The organism is Comamonas testosteroni (assembly GCF_000761245.1).
GTDB classification, from domain to species: Bacteria; Pseudomonadota; Gammaproteobacteria; order Burkholderiales; family Burkholderiaceae_C; genus Comamonas; species Comamonas testosteroni_C.
In genome coordinates this window covers 17,095-32,527 of sequence record NZ_AWOR01000058.1, presented here as the reverse complement: position 1 = coordinate 32,527, position 15,433 = coordinate 17,095, and the positions used below count along the sequence as shown (strand labels likewise).

11 protein-coding genes are annotated in these 15,433 nt (G+C 62.5%); 6 read left to right on the top strand and 5 right to left on the bottom strand.

Features of this window, described 5'->3' with window-relative positions:
• Positions 1–12: 12 nt before the first annotated feature.
• The 4 genes from P353_RS17120 to P353_RS17105 all read right to left on the bottom strand — a co-directional run bounded on the left by P353_RS17120 (position 13) and on the right by P353_RS17105 (position 6,469).
• The gene (locus P353_RS17120; RefSeq protein ID WP_034372070.1) at positions 13–2,145 is read right to left on the bottom strand and encodes a choice-of-anchor tandem repeat GloVer-containing protein; all 2,133 of its coding nucleotides are present in this window, start codon (positions 2,143–2,145) and stop codon (positions 13–15) included.
• A 70-nt stretch (positions 2,146–2,215) separates the two neighbouring features.
• Positions 2,216–4,822, bottom strand: a complete 2,607-nt coding sequence (locus P353_RS17115; protein WP_034372067.1) for a TonB-dependent receptor — start codon at positions 4,820–4,822, stop codon at positions 2,216–2,218.
• 151 nt (positions 4,823–4,973) lie between these two features.
• A complete protein-coding gene (locus P353_RS17110; protein WP_034372064.1) occupies positions 4,974–5,954 on the bottom strand; it encodes a FecR domain-containing protein in 981 nt (326 codons plus the stop codon).
• A complete protein-coding gene (locus P353_RS17105) occupies positions 5,951–6,469 on the bottom strand; it encodes a sigma-70 family RNA polymerase sigma factor (RefSeq protein ID WP_029158818.1) in 519 nt (172 codons plus the stop codon). The genes P353_RS17110 and P353_RS17105 overlap by 4 nt, the downstream gene beginning before the upstream one ends.
• A gap of 465 nt (positions 6,470–6,934) precedes the next feature.
• Between P353_RS17105 and P353_RS17100 the strand changes: the two genes are divergently transcribed.
• From P353_RS17100 to P353_RS17080, 5 genes are all read left to right on the top strand, one after another.
• Positions 6,935–7,243, top strand: a complete 309-nt coding sequence (locus P353_RS17100; RefSeq protein WP_034372058.1) for a DUF3649 domain-containing protein — start codon at positions 6,935–6,937, stop codon at positions 7,241–7,243.
• Positions 7,240–8,958, top strand: a complete 1,719-nt coding sequence (locus P353_RS17095; protein ID WP_034372055.1) for a PepSY-associated TM helix domain-containing protein — start codon at positions 7,240–7,242, stop codon at positions 8,956–8,958. The genes P353_RS17100 and P353_RS17095 overlap by 4 nt, the downstream gene beginning before the upstream one ends.
• 2 nt (positions 8,959–8,960) lie before the next feature.
• Positions 8,961–9,320, top strand: a complete 360-nt coding sequence (locus P353_RS17090) for a DUF3325 domain-containing protein (RefSeq protein ID WP_034372052.1) — start codon at positions 8,961–8,963, stop codon at positions 9,318–9,320.
• Positions 9,321–9,658: 338 nt separating this feature from the next.
• Positions 9,659–10,375, top strand: coding sequence for a TonB-dependent receptor (locus tag P353_RS17085; protein ID WP_034372049.1), 717 nt, complete (start codon positions 9,659–9,661; stop codon positions 10,373–10,375).
• A gap of 84 nt (positions 10,376–10,459) precedes the next feature.
• On the top strand, positions 10,460–12,646 hold the full coding sequence (locus P353_RS17080; RefSeq protein ID WP_052084917.1) for a TonB-dependent siderophore receptor: 2,187 nt from the start codon (positions 10,460–10,462) through the stop codon (positions 12,644–12,646).
• 146 nt (positions 12,647–12,792) lie between these two features.
• On the opposite strand, the gene P353_RS17075 is transcribed toward P353_RS17080, so the two are convergent.
• Complete coding sequence (locus P353_RS17075) at positions 12,793–13,764, bottom strand: AraC family transcriptional regulator (RefSeq protein WP_034372044.1); 972 nt, start codon at positions 13,762–13,764, stop codon at positions 12,793–12,795.
• Positions 13,765–13,907: 143 nt separating this feature from the next.
• Between P353_RS17075 and P353_RS17070 the strand changes: the two genes are divergently transcribed.
• A complete protein-coding gene (locus P353_RS17070) occupies positions 13,908–15,059 on the top strand; it encodes an FAD-dependent monooxygenase (RefSeq protein ID WP_034372041.1) in 1,152 nt (383 codons plus the stop codon).
• Positions 15,060–15,433 lie beyond the last annotated feature (374 nt).

Here is a 15,433-nt window from a genome sequence, read left to right as displayed (position 1 = left end):
AAAAGGACACGCTCAACCGAGCGCCTGGGAGTTGCGTGCCACGCAGCGCTGTGTGCGGCGGCGGTAGACCGCCAAGCCCGCCAAGGGAGCCAAAAGCCACAAAGCCAAAGGCCCGCCGCCGCCATTGCCGTAGGACACCTGATTGCCGTCTTCGGCGGTTGCCGGGGTGCTGACATAAACCACGGCGGCAGCAGAAACCTGGGCACCTGCTGTACCGCCTGCCACATCACAGGTCAGGGTGTAGCGATAGGTGCCCCGGGCCGGACGTAGCTCGACGCTGCCCTGTGTGGCCACGGAGCCCACCCAGTCGCCTGCTGTCGATGCCGCAGAACATTGCTTGGCGTTATTGGTGATCCAGGTCAATGAGACGGTTTCACCGGCCTTGATCTCACCGGCGCTAGCCACCAGACTGGCATCGGCACGCGGGGTTTCGGCCGAATCCACCGCGAGCTGGAAAACGGTGCCGAAATCGGTGGCCACGGTCAGGCCCGCACTGTTCAGATAGTGGCCGCCCATGGCCGTCACGCCATACAGACGGCCGTCGGAGCCAGTGCGCAAGCCTACGGGCTTGCGCCCGTCACTACCGGAGAAGGAGTGCACCAGCTCGAAACCGCTCTGCGTTACCTGACCTTCGCCATTCACCACAATGCTTGCCGGCCGTATGCGATAGACCGCGCCGCAGCCGACTTCGGAATTGGCCGCCGCGCTGGACGGCGCGCACAGATTGCCGCCACCGGACATGGTCGTGCCGTAGATGGCACCATCGGCCCCCAAAGCCATGGGGCCGCGCGGCGTGGCGCCATCGGCATTGCTGAAGGTATGCAGTATCTGCAGCGGCCCGCCCGCCTTGGCAATGCGATACAGCGCGCCATAGGGCTTGGGTCCGTCGTAATAGGGCAAATCCTTGATGTAGCTCAGGGTGGTGCTAGGCGCCCATTTGCGCGAGCCGCAGGACGGGTTGTCGCGCGAGATACTCTTGATCCAGGTACCGGTGATGCTGCTGTTGGCATGCACATAGCAGTCGCCGACCGAAGTCCCCCCGTAGAGATAGCCGTCACCACCATCAATCAGCGACGACAGGCTGTGCTCCTGACCTGAGCCCATGGTCCGATTGGTCACGTCGCCGCCCGCCGTCACCCCCGCTTCGTAAGGAATGCCGCTGGGATACAGCACAAAGCCTTCGCTGTTGGCGTTGTCATGGATGTTGATTTCACCTTCGGCAAGCGTGAAGGTGTGCAGCACGGCAAAACCCGAGCCGTCAGCTGCATTGATGCGGTAGAGCGTTCCCGTGGGCGTGGTCGCTGCGGTCGGCGTCGACGGTGCCAGCGGCAGTCCGCGGTTGTATGCGGTCACGCCATACAGCACGCCGTCCTTGCCCAGAATCAGGTCGTTTGCCGTCTGGCGCATGCCCGAAGGCCCGGCGGCAAATTCATGCAGCGTGCTTACCTTGCCGGAGGCGATATGGAGCTTGAAAATCCGCCCCTGTCCCTTGGGCCCCTTGTCGATGCCATAGAGGTTATCCCGCGCATCGATGACCAGCGCGCCATTGGGCGAATACAGCTGACCGCGCGTACCCTGCACCAAGGCGGAATTGGCTCCGTCATAGTCGGTACGGACAATGACGCCCAGGCCCACGGCAGGCGAATAGGAAATATCGCTGGACTGGTTCTTGCCCGCATTCTTTTGGCCGTTGATAGTCGTCATCACCGCGTACAGACTGCCATCGGATGCGCGCACCGGCGTGCCCGAGATGCGACCATGCAGATCATTGGCCGGGTTATAGGCTACGCGCTCATAGACTGAGACCCCGGCTCGCATGGTGTACATGCCGAACGCGGTATACATCTGCGAGGACAGGACCGATGGCCCGCCGCCGTTGAAACCGCCAAACAAATAGCCGGCACTCGAACCTGGGCGTACCGCATACAGAGGCGGCGAGGTGGGGTAACGGGCACCGGGCCAGCCAATCGTTCCGTCGGGCGTGGTGACGTCGTCGCCGGCGGGCCGCAAGGAGGTGAGCATGGTCAACCGGGCATCGCTGACCTTGGTCTGCGCGACGGACGGCATGGCGGCACAAAGCGCCACGGCGATGCAGGCTGCGGCGGGCCAATGCTGCGGCCAGCCATGAAGAGCGGAAAAGGACATCACATGGACCTTTGGGAAAAGACGGACAGATGGATGGAAACGACGGCAAGGCGCAGGCCCGGGCCGAAACTCAGAACTGGATGGACAGGGTGGCGATGGCGGTACGACCAGGGCCGATGAAATAGCTGCCGCCCTGCATCTCCGAGTAATTCAGGTCGCGCAGGTTGTTGATGGACACACGCAAGGTGGCGTTGGGAGTGATTTCGTAGCTTGCCCAGAGGTCGAACAGACGCCAGGATTTCTGGTTGTAGCGCTCGCCCTGCGTGGTCCAGACGCTGCTGTTGGTGCTGGGAGACTGAAAGCGCATGCGCCCCCCCAGCGTCAGCTTCTTGTCGAGCAGACGCACACCGGCGCTCAGGCTGGCAGTCTTTCTGGGCGGCAGCACATACCAGATGTTGGCGTCGCCCGACTGGCCCAGATTGTTGTTGGGGTAGCCCGTCAGACTGCCCAGAGGGAAGGAGTCATAACCGCCCTTGCCGGTATTGACGAGCATGTGGGTGTAGTTGAGGCTGCCGAAGACCCGGCCGTTGTCATAGTCGCCCTGCAGCTCCAGGCCCTTGCTGCGAAAAGGGTCCTGCAGATTCACGTAGGCATAGGGCCCCAGCAGGCCGCCCCCAGCGGTATCGATGGGCGACATGATGCGCGCGAGCGTCACATAATCGTTGACCTTGTTGTTGAACCAGGCCGCTTTCACTCGCAGCTTGTCGCCCTTTCTCAGCACATCGTCAAACAGGCCGTTGGCGCCGACCTCCCAGTTGCGCGAACGCTCTGCGCGCAGATCCGGGTTGGGGTAGTAGGGAAAGAGACTACCCGTATGCTGGCCCCACATCAGCGCCTCCGTCAGTGCCGGTGGACGCATGCCCCGGCCCACGCTGGCAAACAGCTGTATGGGCTCCACCGGTTTGACGGCCAGCGCCAGGCGGGGTGCGAAAGCGCCATCGTTGCGATCGGCCTTGAAGCGGGTGTACAGCGCCGTCGACGGGGGGCGCACGCCTGGCGGGTTGATGAGCGAGCCGACGCGCATGCGTCCGTCCCCCTGCATGCCGTACCAGTCATAGCGCAGGCCCCCCGTGAGTTCCAGCCAGTCGCTGTGCATCCAGTTGAGTTCGCCGAACAGGCTGGCAACGGTGCGCTTGCCTTTCGGGGTCGAGCCCGCATACAGCGCCGTCGTGCCGGCATCCGCCCCCACTGAGAGCGCTTGTGCCTGTGGGTCGGTCCAGTCGTGGAAGAACTCCGCTCCGGTCTTGACCAGCGCGGCATCCCTGGCTCCCCACTGAAGGCGGGAGGTGTTCTCCAGCGTCCCCCCCACGGTACTGGTCTGGTACTGCAGGTCATAGGCATAGGGATCCAGCGTGCCGCCCGCATAGCGATGCGCCTGATTGCGGGTACGGGTGTAGTAGAGACTGGACTTGAGATCCACCAGAGCGCTTGCGGACGGGTTCCACGCGTAGTTGGCCAGCAAGGTGTCGGTGCGAACATGGTTGAGAATGCCCCCGCCACTGGCCGACTGCGGCTTCTCGCCGAACTTCGCATCCATGCCGATATAGCTGAACTTGAGCTGCTGTTCAGGCGCGAAACGCCAGGTGCTCTTGAGCAATACCGAAGTCTGATCCTGAGAGGTCAGCTGGCTCACGCCATGCACCTGACCATCCACATCGTCGGTCATGAATCCGCGGCGGCCCTTTTCAAATTCACCGACTTTCTTGCGACTGACCAACATCACCAGATCGAGATCCTCACGGGGCTTGAGGCCCAGAGCCGCACTGCCGGCAAAGTGATAGCCGTTGTTGCCACTCGAAAGATTCAGCCGGGCGCCGCGGGTGCTGCCGTCCTTTATCAGGTCGTCTGCTTCGAGCGTGCGGAAGTTGACAACCCCCGCAATCATCCCTGCGCCGCCCACCGTGGAGGTCGGTCCTTTGGAGATATCCACACCGCCCAGCATTTCCGGATCGAGATACACCGAGCCGTTGGAGCCATGCCCGCTTTGCTGGTAGTTCTGGCGCGTGCCGTCGATCATCACGTTGACCCGGCCAAAATCCTGCATGCCGCGAATATTCACCGACACTCCAGGATCCCTGCGGCTCTGCGAGGTGTAGACACCCGGCACCTCAGCAAGAACATCCGCAGTGTTGCGCGGTGGCAAACGGTCGATCTCCTCGCGCGTGACCACGGCCACCGAGGCAGCCGTCTCGAACACCTGCTGGCGCGCGTCCTTTTTCGCGACGACCAGCACCTCGTCCAGGTTGCGCTCCTGCACACCGGCCCGTGCGCCTTGCGCCGCTTTCTGGGAACGGGCAACTGCCGGCCGAACACGCCATGCGCCCGGCCCTTCGCTTTGCGCTTGCAGCGGATGATCCTCCAGCAGCGAATCCAGCGCACCTTGAACCGTTGCCATGCCCTTGAATCCTCGGCTCTGCTTGCCTTGCACCAGGGCCGGATCAAACGCGATCATGACCTGAGCCTCACGGGCCAGTTGATTCAGCACCGCTTCCACCGGAGCTGCGGGAATCGAATACGAGCGCAACGCCTGGTTGCTCACCTGGGACGCGATCTGCGCATGTGCAGCCACCGGCGCCAGCGTGCCCCAGGCAAGGCTGACTGCGGCAGCGGTCAGGGCAAGTGCGGCGGGATGCCCAGGAGCTGGTGCACGCATGCGTGGCAGGCGACGGGGGAGCATGGATAAGTCCTTTCTGAAAGCCGCCGCGTCAGACCCGCCAGATGGAGGTCTTTTTCACGGCGCTACTGTTAACAAGGACGAAGCAGCTCGCCAAACCCGTAATGTCTTTTTTGAAATTTTTTTTGTGCCTTGTGCGACCAGCCAGGAAGCTTCAGCCGCGCGGCACCAGCGTGACCCAGTAACGCGTGCGTCGGCGCAACTCCAGGGGCCATGTTTTCTGCAGCAGATCCAGGCTGCGCTCGGTGTCCCTCAGACTGAACACTCCGGAGATAGGCAGTTGCGCCACACGCTCGTCGCAAGCCAGATACCCGGCCCGGTATCGACCGAGCTGCGCCACGAGGACCGACAGCGGCATGCTTCGGGCCACCAGCAGCCCATCCGTCCACGCGTCGCCATCACCGTCGCCGGCCTTCAGCTCATGAACTCCCAAGGCGTCGAACCAGGCCTGCTCGCCCTGACGCAAAAGCTGGACTTGCGAAGCCGCTTGAGGTCTGAGCTCGACGGCATCGCTCAACACCTGCACCTGGGTTCCATCCTCCTGCACCTGCGTCTGAAAGCGGGTTCCAAGCGCTCGCACCTGGCCGTGTGGCGTCTGCACGAACAAAGGACGATAACGCTGCGCTTCGCTGTCGGCCCCCGAGGTCAGCGCGATACGCCCCTTGATCAGAACCAGGCGTCTCTCGGCCTCATCGAAGCGCAGGTTCACGGCCGTCGAAGTGTCCATCAACATGACCGAGCCGTCGGCCAGTACCAAGCGACGCACTTCACCGACTCCGGTACGCAGATCGGCCAGCAAGGCGGTCTCGCCCCATTGCCGATTCGCCACCAGCACGGTGCATCCGGTACCCATCGCAATGGCCAGCAGGCCCATAGCCTTGCGACGGCCCATGTGCTTGCTCGCGCCATCCAGGGTCTGTTGCGCCAGAGCGGACGGTACTGGGGGCATGGCCGCGAAGCGGCTCTGAATCCCCTGCAGCCGCTCCCAGGCAAGGGCATGCTCGGGCGCGGCCTCTCTCCAAAGCCGACATTCATCCCAGACGGCCGCAGATGCACTGCCGGCCTGAAGACGCACCAGCCATGCAATGGCCTTCTGGACCACCTCCGGCGACGGCTCGTTCGGGCCTGCGCTCATGCCGCTGCATCCAGGTAAACGATGCGGTAGCAGTGTGCAAAGGCAGCTGCCATGTATTTTTCGACCGAGCTCAGGGAAACACCCAGACGCGCTGCTACTTCCTTGTACGTCAGCCCATCGAGCTGCGCCAGCAAAAAGGCACTGCGCGCGCGGGCGCCCAGCCCGTCCAGCATGCGATCAATCTGCTCCAATGCCTGCAGCACAATGGCCCGCTCTTCAGGCGAAGGACATACGGGCTCTGGCATCTGGGCCAAGGTTTCAAGATAGGCCCTCTCCAGAGACATGCGCCGGCAATGATCGATCAGCACGCTGCGTGCCACCGTGGCGAGAAAGGCCCGCGGCTCCTGCAACTCCTCCGGGCACTGCCTGAGCAGGCGCATATAGGTATCCTGCGCCAGATCCGACGCATCCTGCACACAATGCACTCGCCGCCTCAGCCAGTTCACCAGCCATCCATGGTGGTCGCAATAAAGCGTGTGTAAAAGAGAAGAGGAACTAGCTTGCACACCAACCATGACTCATGATTTCCGTACGGTTCAAATTTAATTACTGAGAATCATTCTCAATTGTATTCATTTGAAACACATGCCATGCTTATCCATGTATGGCTCAAGGGAATGCCGACCTGGCCCTTGGCGATGAATCTGCCAGAGCTACATGGAGGTCTTGAGGCATCAGCTGATGCTGGCAATGCTCCGATGGTCGAAAGAGCTGATGATGCTTTTTTTTGCAAGCCGAACAGGAATGAATGAAAATCATTCTCAACAATATCTATAATCGGCTTTACATTTCTTCGCATGCCAGCATGATTTCTTGACACAAGCCAGCCAGCGAATCGACTGCATCGTTTGGTTGTCTGTCATGCTGAGCTCTCCGTATACCTGCTTTTCCTCGCCAAGGGTGATTCACCCGCGCTTTGTCGTTGCAGCTCCTGTCTGCGGCAATCCTTGCCGCCCAGCTCCAGCGCATCAGGAGGCGGTATGAAAGCCACATCGCCCCTTATTCACTACCGCCTTGCGGTTGCCTCGCGCAGTTTGGCTGCCGTCCTTGGAGGCTATGCGCTGGCCGCAGTCAGTACTGCTGCCCTGAGTCTGCTGCTGAGTTCCTTGATGAGCCGCGTGGAGGCGGTAATGACAGCCACCTTGCTGTCCTGGCTGATCTATGCCATGGCGATCGCCTGGGCCTTTTATGCACGCACGGCTTGGCTTGCCTGGGCCGGTGTACTCCTTCCTGCCCTAGCCCTAAGCGCAGCGCTGTATGGGCCATTGTGGTTGGGAGTGGAAGCATGACCCCCCCTCACCCTCAAACCAAGACAAGCGCCAGAACCACGCGCCAGCCCGAACAAGAGGGTTTCCGCCAGGCCATGTCCTGGCTGCATACATGGTCGGGGCTGATTCTGGGCTGGCTTCTGTTTGCGATCTTCGTCACCGGCACGCTGAGCTTCTTCAAGAACGAATTCAATTTGTGGATGCGGCCCGAACTTCATGGCCTGCCACTACCCGACAGTGATGTTGCGCAACGTGCGCAGGCTGCGCTGCACAGGCACGCGCCAGGCGTCAGCAACTTCATCATGCGTCTGCCCGATGAACGTACGCCGGCCGTCAATGTGCTGTGGCGCGACAAGCCCAACAGCCGCTTCGAGACTTTGCTGCTGCACCCGCAAACCGGCGCGACACTGCAAGCCCGCGAGACCGCCGGCGGAGAATTTTTCTACCGCTTTCATTTCGAGCTTCGCACCGCTCACAAGGGCCGCTGGACGATTCAGGGCCGCTGGGTGGTGGGCGTGGCGACGCTGATGATGTTCATCGCCTTGCTGACCGGCGTGGTCACACATCGCCGCATCTTCAAGGACTTCTTCACCTTTCGCCCGCGCAAGGGCGGGCAGCGCGCCTGGCTGGACGCACACAACGTCTCGGGGGTACTGGTGTTGCCGTTCTATCTGATGATCACCTTCAGCGGTCTGATGATTTTTCACGCCCTGTATATGCCGGCCGGCATCGCTGCCGTCTACCCTGGCGCGAAAGGAACGGACACTCAAAGCTATTTTTCCGAACTGCAGGGCGATGCTCCCGGCGCGCGAAGCGCCAGGCGTGGCAGCAACGCGCAGGCCGAACCCCTGCCTATGCTGGATCTGCCCCCCATGCTGAACCAGGCCAGTCAGCTGTGGCGTGGCGGTCGTGTCGGCAGCATCGCCGTGCGCAGCGACAGCCAGGGCCCTGTGGTGGAGATCACCCGCCACGACGGCGACAGGCTGCAATACGGACCAGCGCGGCTGCGTTTCGATGGCAGCACCGGCCAGCTGCAAACCCAGGTCGATCCGCAAAGCCCGGCCGTCAAAACCTATGGCGTGCTCTATGGCCTGCATCTGGGGCGCTTCGCCGATATCGGGATGCGCTGGGTGCTGTTTGGCTTTGGCGTCATGGGTTCGCTGATGATTGCCTCGGGCCTGATACTGTGGTCGGTCAAGCGCCGCGCCCAGGCGCTGCGCAAGACACCTGCCGCTCCCCTGCCCTTTGGAGAACGGCTGGTGGCAAGTTTCAATATCGGCCTCATGGGCGGCCTGCCGCTGGCGATCGCGGCCTATCTGTTGGCCAACCGGCTGCTGCCATTGGAGATGCCAGGCCGCCCCGATGCCGAACTGTCCTGCTTCTTCGGCACCTGGGCGCTGGCCTTGCTGCTGGGTCTGATCCGGCCCGTGCGCGAAGGATGGGCGCTGGTGCTGGGTATGGCCGCCACCGCATACCTGCTATTGCCTTTGGTCAATGCCTTGACCACTTCAACTCATCTGGGCATCAGCCTGCCGGCCATGGACTGGAGCTGGGCCGGCATGGACCTGAGTTTTGCGGCCACGGGGCTGATGCTTGCCGCCCTCACCCGGCATCTGCTGAAACACAGGCCCCAGCCCGCAGCCAGACATGCAGCCCACGTCAAGGCCGCGGCTGCCCCCGGACGAAAGCCCGGCTCCCAGCGGATCCCTGGCGACAACACTGCGCAGGAGGCATAGCAATGCTGCTCGACTTTCTGTTGTGCTTTGCCGCCTGGACGGCTCTTGCCCTGGCCATGGACCGACATCATGAAGACGCTTGGCCGGGTGTCGAGAGTGACGCTCCCGCCGCAGTACTGCGCCGCCAGCGCCTGTTCCAAGCCGGCTGGATCCTGCTGGCCTTGTCACTGGGCATTGCTCTGGGCTTTGCGGGCGCAACCACCGCAGCCATGTCGGCCACGGTGTGGACGGCCGCTCTTTGCCTGGCGGCTCTGGCTGCCACCAGCATGGCGACCTGGCAGGCGCAGCGCCTGCCCCTGCTTGGCTTGATGGCACTGGCACTGGGAGTACTGGTTTTTACCTTCGACCGCCTCGGCCCTTGACGGACTGCACTCAGAACCCGCAGGGGTCACGAATCAGAGAGCCGCTGAGCATCAATGACTGAACCCAAGCAGCTATTGATGCGAAAGAAATCCCGATCATGACCGGGCAAGGACATTGCATGCGCATCGCGATGCACCAACCGCTACGGCACTTGCATGGCTGGCCGTAGCCAATCGATTGAACAAGAGGTGCGAGGAAAGAGCACAGGGCCATACAAGAGATCAACAGGCTCTCTTTTCTTGGAGTCCGGGCCGGCGCTTGAGTCCGGATATCGGGCAGAAGACCTTCACTCGCTCAGAGCAATTCATTCACCTATCCAGCATCCAAGGAGATTTTCGTGCGCAGTTTTTATCATCCCAGTGCTCTCGCCACTCTGCTGCTTGCCAGCCTGGGCACAGCCCAAGCTCATCAAGTCTGGCTGGAAAACGATGGCGGCCAGGCCCAGTTGTTCTTTGGTGAGTTCAATGACAACCTGCGCGAGACCTCGCCTGGGGCGCTGGACAAATTCCTGGCCACGCCCACGCTGGCCCAGCAAACAGCCGGCGGCACGCAACAACTAAGCGGCCAGCGAAACGCCACGGGCTTCAGCTACAACGCGGCAAGCCAGGCCCAAACCCTTTTTGCCAGCGCCGCCTATCCCTTGATCGACCGCAGCAAGCGCAATGAGCCAGCCTTGCTGTGGGTACCTGCGGCCCGCTGGGTGGCAACGCCGGCACAGGCCGTGGCCGTCAATGCCCAGGCCCTGGATTTGGTGCCCACGGGCCAGCCGGGCCAATTCATGGTGAGCTTCAACGGTCTGGCACTGCCCAAGGCCAAAGTGCAAATCGTCGCCCCCTCGGGCTGGTCGCGCGAGGCGCAAAGCGACGAGCAAGGCCGGGTCAACTTTGCCCTGCCCTGGAAGGGCCTGTACGTGGCCGAAGTGCATCACAGCGACAAGCAAGGCGGCGAGGCGCAAGGCAAGAGTTATGGCGAGGCCAGCTATGTGACCACGTTGAGCTTCAGCGTCAAGGACGGCATGCCTTCCCCCGCCCTGCCGTCCGCCGTCAAGCCCTGACGCAGAGCCTCCCGTTCACTCCAGCAACCGCTCCGACCACCCCTGGTGGTCATTGTCCGTGACCATCTATTTGACAACAGCACCATGAACCACCCATTCCCCGGCGTCCCCAGCCGAGCATCGCTGACCTTGCTCAGCGCCCTGGCCTGCCTGAGCCTGGGCTCTCAGGCACAGACCTCGCTTCCCGCACCCAGCGCAGACGGCAGTGCCGAAGTCATGCTGGCCCCCGTTACCGTGCAAGACAGCCTGGCCGGCGAAACCGCCACAGGCCCGGTCACCGGCTTTGTCGCACGGCGGGCGATTTCGGCCACCAAGACAGATACGCCCCTGATCGAAACGCCCCAATCGATCAGCGTGGTCACGCGCGACCAGTTCGAAGCCCAGGGCGTGACCACCCTGCGCGAAACCACGCGCTACACAGCGGGCATCAACTCCAGCTATTTCGACAACCGCGTGGACTCTTTCAAGGCCCGCGGCGGTGATGTCAGTCAGTACCAGGACGGGCTGCTACGCACTTACGGCACCTACAACAACATCAAGGTCGAGCCCTACACGCTGGAGCGCGTGGAATTCCTGCGCGGCCCCTCCTCCGTGCTCTACGGCCAGGGCAGCGTGGGCGGTGTGCTCAACCTGACCAGCAAACGCCCCCAGGCCGAGCGCATGCGTGAGGTGCAGATACAGCTGGGCAGCCACGGCCGCAAGCAGATTGCCAGCGACATGACCGGCGCCATGGACGAGGAAGGCAAGTGGCTGTATCGCCTGGTGGCCGTGGGCCGCGACAGCAACACCCAGGTCGATCATGTCAAGGACGACCGCGTGGTGATTGCGCCCTCCCTGACCTATCGTCCCAGCACCGATACTTCGCTGACGCTGCAAGCCCTGTACCAGAAGGACAGAAGCGGCTCCATCACCCAGTTCTTTCCCTGGCAGGGCACGCGCCTGCCCAGCCCCTACGGACAGATTCCTACCCGCACCTTTATCAGCGAACCAGGCTGGGACAAGTACGACTCCGAAAACAAATCCTTTGGCTATCTGTTCAGCCACCGCCTGAACTCGCAATGGACACTGCGCCAGAACCTGCGCCGCACCATCAGCGAGGTGGACTACCGTACGCTCTACACCAGCTTTGCAGCCAATGCAGCCACCGGCCGCCCTGCACGTCCGGTGTTTGACGCCAATGGCCGCACCGTACAGCGCGATGCCGTATGGCAGATCAACGGCGGACGCATGCTGCTGGTCGACACGCAGCTCGAAGGCCTGCTGCAGACCGGTGAGGTGCAACACCAGTTGCTGGCCGGCATGGACTGGCAGCGCAACACCAGCAACCAGTCCAACTGGCGCGGACCAGGCACAGCCCTGGATGTCTACAACCCCGTGTATGGCACGTTCACGCCGCCCTCGGCCTCCCAGCTGGTACGTGCGCCCAACGTGGCACAGCGCCAGCTCGGCTTCTATCTGCAAGATCAGTTGCGCTGGGGCCCCTGGACCGCGACGGTGGGCCTGCGTCACGACAAGGCCAAAACCGAGACCGAAGGTCGCCCGGCAGCGGCTGCCGACGACTCTGCCACCACCAAGCGCCTGGGCGTGACCTACCAGGCCGGCGGCGGCTGGGCACCGTATGTCAGCTATACGGAATCCTTCCAGCCACTGGGCGGTGTGGACTTCTACGGCACGCCGTTCAAGCCCCAACGCGGCAAGCAGCTGGAAGCCGGTGTGAAATGGATTCCCGAGGGCAAAGGCATCTCTGGCTATGCCGCGGTATACGGCCTGCGTGAACAGAATCGCAAGACCAATGACCCTGCCAACCCTCTCAACAGCCTGCAGCTGGGCGAGGTCAAAACCCAGGGCTTTGAAGCCGAGCTGATCGCCAGCCTGGCCAGAAACTGGGACTGGACACTGGCCTACGCCTATACCGACGCAAAGATCAGCCGCAGCAACGCTGGTGATCAGGGGCAGCGCGTGGCCGCGGTATCACGCCATATGGCATCGAGCTGGCTCATGCACCGCTTTGCGGCCCAGGGCCGCGGCGGCTGGAGCGTTGGCGCGGGCGTGCGCTATCTCGGACCGCAGTGGAGCGGCACTTCTGCCATTGACACGCCATCATCCCTGCTGGCAGACGCGATGGTGGCGTATGACGCTGGCGACTGGCGCCTTGCCCTGCATGCGAACAATATCGGCGACAAGGTGGTGATCACCCAATGCCTGTCGCGCGGCGACTGCTTCTACGGCGAACGCCGCAACTTCCTGCTGACTGCCACCTATCGTTATTGAACAGACAGGCAATGCGAACAATGTCCAGCCGCCACTATGAAATCCGAGGCGAAGGTGTCAAGGGCACCTGCTCTTCAGTTTGCGAGGGCAGTTGGCGAGGCAGACTGCGCTTGATTGAGGTGCCGCACGCAAGCGGCTGGAGAACCTCATTTCAGCGCAGCGAATTCGTTTCTGAGCGCCTTGGTGTTGCGCTGATAGGCGCGCGGCGGCAGACCGCACCAGCGCTTGAAGGCGCGAGCAAAAACGCGCTCTGACTCGTAGCCGCAATCCTCGGCGATCTGGGCCAGCGGCAAACCCGATTCCAGTTGCTGGGCGGCATGTGCCATGCGCTGCTGCTGCAGATAGGCCATGGGCGACTCTCCAACCAGCGTCTTGAACTTTTCGGCAAAGAGCGAGCGCGACATGGCCGCCTCCCTGGCCAGGGCCTGCAAAGTCCACCCATGGCTGGGGCGACCATGGATGGCGGCCATGGCCCTGGCAATCTGTACATCAGCCAGGCCGCGCACCCAGCCTTGACCACGCTGCTGCTGTGCGGCGAAATGGTTGCTGAGCAAGTGGATCAGGACCAGCTCACCCAAGCGCGCGGCTGCCAAACGCCAGCCAGCGCGTCGCGCCAGCGAGTCCTCTATCAGAGTCTGCAGCATGCTGCCCAGCATGGCCGGCGGTGCGGCCTGCGCTGCAGGTATGTGCAGCAGCGGCGGCAGCAGAGTCAATATGGTGTGCCGGCAGTAGGCCGATATCCAGAGCAGCACCGAATCGATGCGGGTCTGGTCCCCACCTCCGCCATGCTCGAACGTCAGAGGATTCTCGTCCTTTGGACCCTGGGCAAAGCGTTCGATCATGCGTGCGAACGGAACCGGAGCCAGCGCGAGGTCCGACGCAATTACGTGCGGACTGCCCTGCGGCAGCACCACCAGATCGCCAGGCAAGACCTGCAACGGTGACTGGCCCTGTACTTGCAGCCAATACGGCTGCCCCTGGGCGACGCGGATCATGGTCCCTGGCACTCCTTCAGACGCGAGCGCCCAAGGCTCACCCAATGAAAAGCTGGCCGTCACTGCGCGCTCGGCTCGGCAGATGGCCAGCACGTCGCTTAAATGGTCGCTACTTTGTTTCATGGAGGATTCCGGACGATTTGTGCCATTTTATGGATGCTTTGCGCTTCACGTGACAAGCGGCCTTGTCGACACTGGCTGGCACCGGAAGCGGGCGACCAGCGCAGCCCGGAACGCGCAAACCATACCCATATCAAGGAGCAAACATGTCCAAGACACGATTGAAAATAGGCATTGTGGGAGGCGGCATTGGTGGCCTGGCCGCCGCCAACGCGCTGCACCGCAACGGACACGAGGTGACGGTGTTCGAGCAGAGCCGGCAATACCTGCGCGTGGGCGCCGACATCAATCTGACGCCCAATGCTGTACGCGCGCTAGACGGACTGGGCGACGGCATTGCGGCTGCCGTACGGGCTTCGGCTGCCCGTCCAACGCACCGTATCAGCCGCACCTGGGACAACGGCGAGGAAACATCGCGCCTGACCATGGGCAATGAGGCCGAGCGTCAATACGGTGCGCCCCAACTCACCATCCATCGCGCCGACCTGCTGGCTGCGCTGGCCGATGCCTTTCCCCATGAGCAGGTGAAGTTCTCCAAACACGTCAACCGGATTGTGCAAACCGATGCCGGTGTTGCTGTGGAATTTTCCGACCGCGCGCGAGTCGACGGACTGGACGCGCTGATAGGCTCGGACGGAATTCATTCGGTGGTGCGCACATCCCTGTTTGGCGCAGAGAGCCCGCGCTTTACCGGTGTGGTGGCGTTTCGCACCGTGGTGCCAACCGAGCGCGTGCGCCATGTTCCCGATATCGGTGCCTTCACCAAATGGTGGGGACCGACTCCTGACAGCCAGATCGTGACCTTTCCGCTCAATCAGGGCCGCGACACCTTCATCTTCGCCACCACGGCGCAGGAATCCTGGCATGAGGAATCCTGGACCACCGAGGGCAGCGTGACCGAACTGCGCGGCTTTTATGCAGGCTTCCATCCACATGCACGGGCCTTGCTGGATGCGTGTGACAGCGTGCTCAAGACGGCTCTGTATGAGCGCGACCCGCTGCCGCACTGGTCGCAGGGCCGCATATCGTTGCTCGGCGATGCCAGCCATCCCATGATGCCGTTCATGGCCCAGGGTGCCGGCATGGCGATCGAAGATGCCGTGGTGCTGGCCCGCAATCTTGATGCAGTGCAGGGTTCCGAAGGCGTTGCGCAAGCCTTGCAGAACTACGAGGCCATGCGCAAGCAGCGCACCAGTCAGATCCAGATCGGCTCGCGGGGCAATAACTGGCTGCGTGCCGGAGGCAATGCCGACTGGGTCTATGGCTATGACGCGTGGCAAGTTGCTTTGACGGCCTAGCCCGCTGCCTGTTCCATCTGAGCGGCAGCACACCCTGGCAGTGTTGCCCTGCGCAGCGCCTCTGGGGCCTATGGTCCGGTCTGGAGCGGGCATCGTGACGCTGTCGGCATCTGGCGGAAAGCCATGGTGCATGGCTGGCAGGCGCCCATGCGTTGCTTGGCCCATTGCATGGGCCTGCCCCTATCCATGAGCAAGATGACAGGTGCCTGCGAGAGTGCATCCTGCCATGGCGGATCCGGATCTTGCCCAGCGCTGCAGACTTGCAAGACATGTCCGAGGACGGTGACGAGCTGCCTCGGAAGCAGGCGAGAAGGTGTGGGCCTGTGACTGCCGGCAGCGGCTTTGGAGGTTGCTGGCCCAGGCCCTCATTCTCA

Excerpts from the sequence above, each read along its gene's own strand:
- P353_RS17120 (WP_034372070.1), bottom strand. The coding sequence starts at position 2,145 with ATGTCCTTTTCCGCTCTTCATGGCTGGCCGCAGCATTGGCCCGCCGCA.
- P353_RS17115 (WP_034372067.1), bottom strand. The coding sequence starts at position 4,822 with ATGCTCCCCCGTCGCCTGCCACGCATGCGTGCACCAGCTCCTGGGCAT.
- P353_RS17110 (WP_034372064.1), bottom strand. The coding sequence starts at position 5,954 with ATGAGCGCAGGCCCGAACGAGCCGTCGCCGGAGGTGGTCCAGAAGGCC.
- P353_RS17105 (WP_029158818.1), bottom strand. The coding sequence starts at position 6,469 with ATGGTTGGTGTGCAAGCTAGTTCCTCTTCTCTTTTACACACGCTTTAT.
- P353_RS17100 (WP_034372058.1), top strand. The coding sequence starts at position 6,935 with ATGAAAGCCACATCGCCCCTTATTCACTACCGCCTTGCGGTTGCCTCG.
- P353_RS17095 (WP_034372055.1), top strand. The coding sequence starts at position 7,240 with ATGACCCCCCCTCACCCTCAAACCAAGACAAGCGCCAGAACCACGCGC.
- P353_RS17090 (WP_034372052.1), top strand. The coding sequence starts at position 8,961 with ATGCTGCTCGACTTTCTGTTGTGCTTTGCCGCCTGGACGGCTCTTGCC.
- P353_RS17080 (WP_052084917.1), top strand. The coding sequence starts at position 10,460 with ATGAACCACCCATTCCCCGGCGTCCCCAGCCGAGCATCGCTGACCTTG.
- P353_RS17075 (WP_034372044.1), bottom strand. The coding sequence starts at position 13,764 with ATGAAACAAAGTAGCGACCATTTAAGCGACGTGCTGGCCATCTGCCGA.
- P353_RS17070 (WP_034372041.1), top strand. The coding sequence starts at position 13,908 with ATGTCCAAGACACGATTGAAAATAGGCATTGTGGGAGGCGGCATTGGT.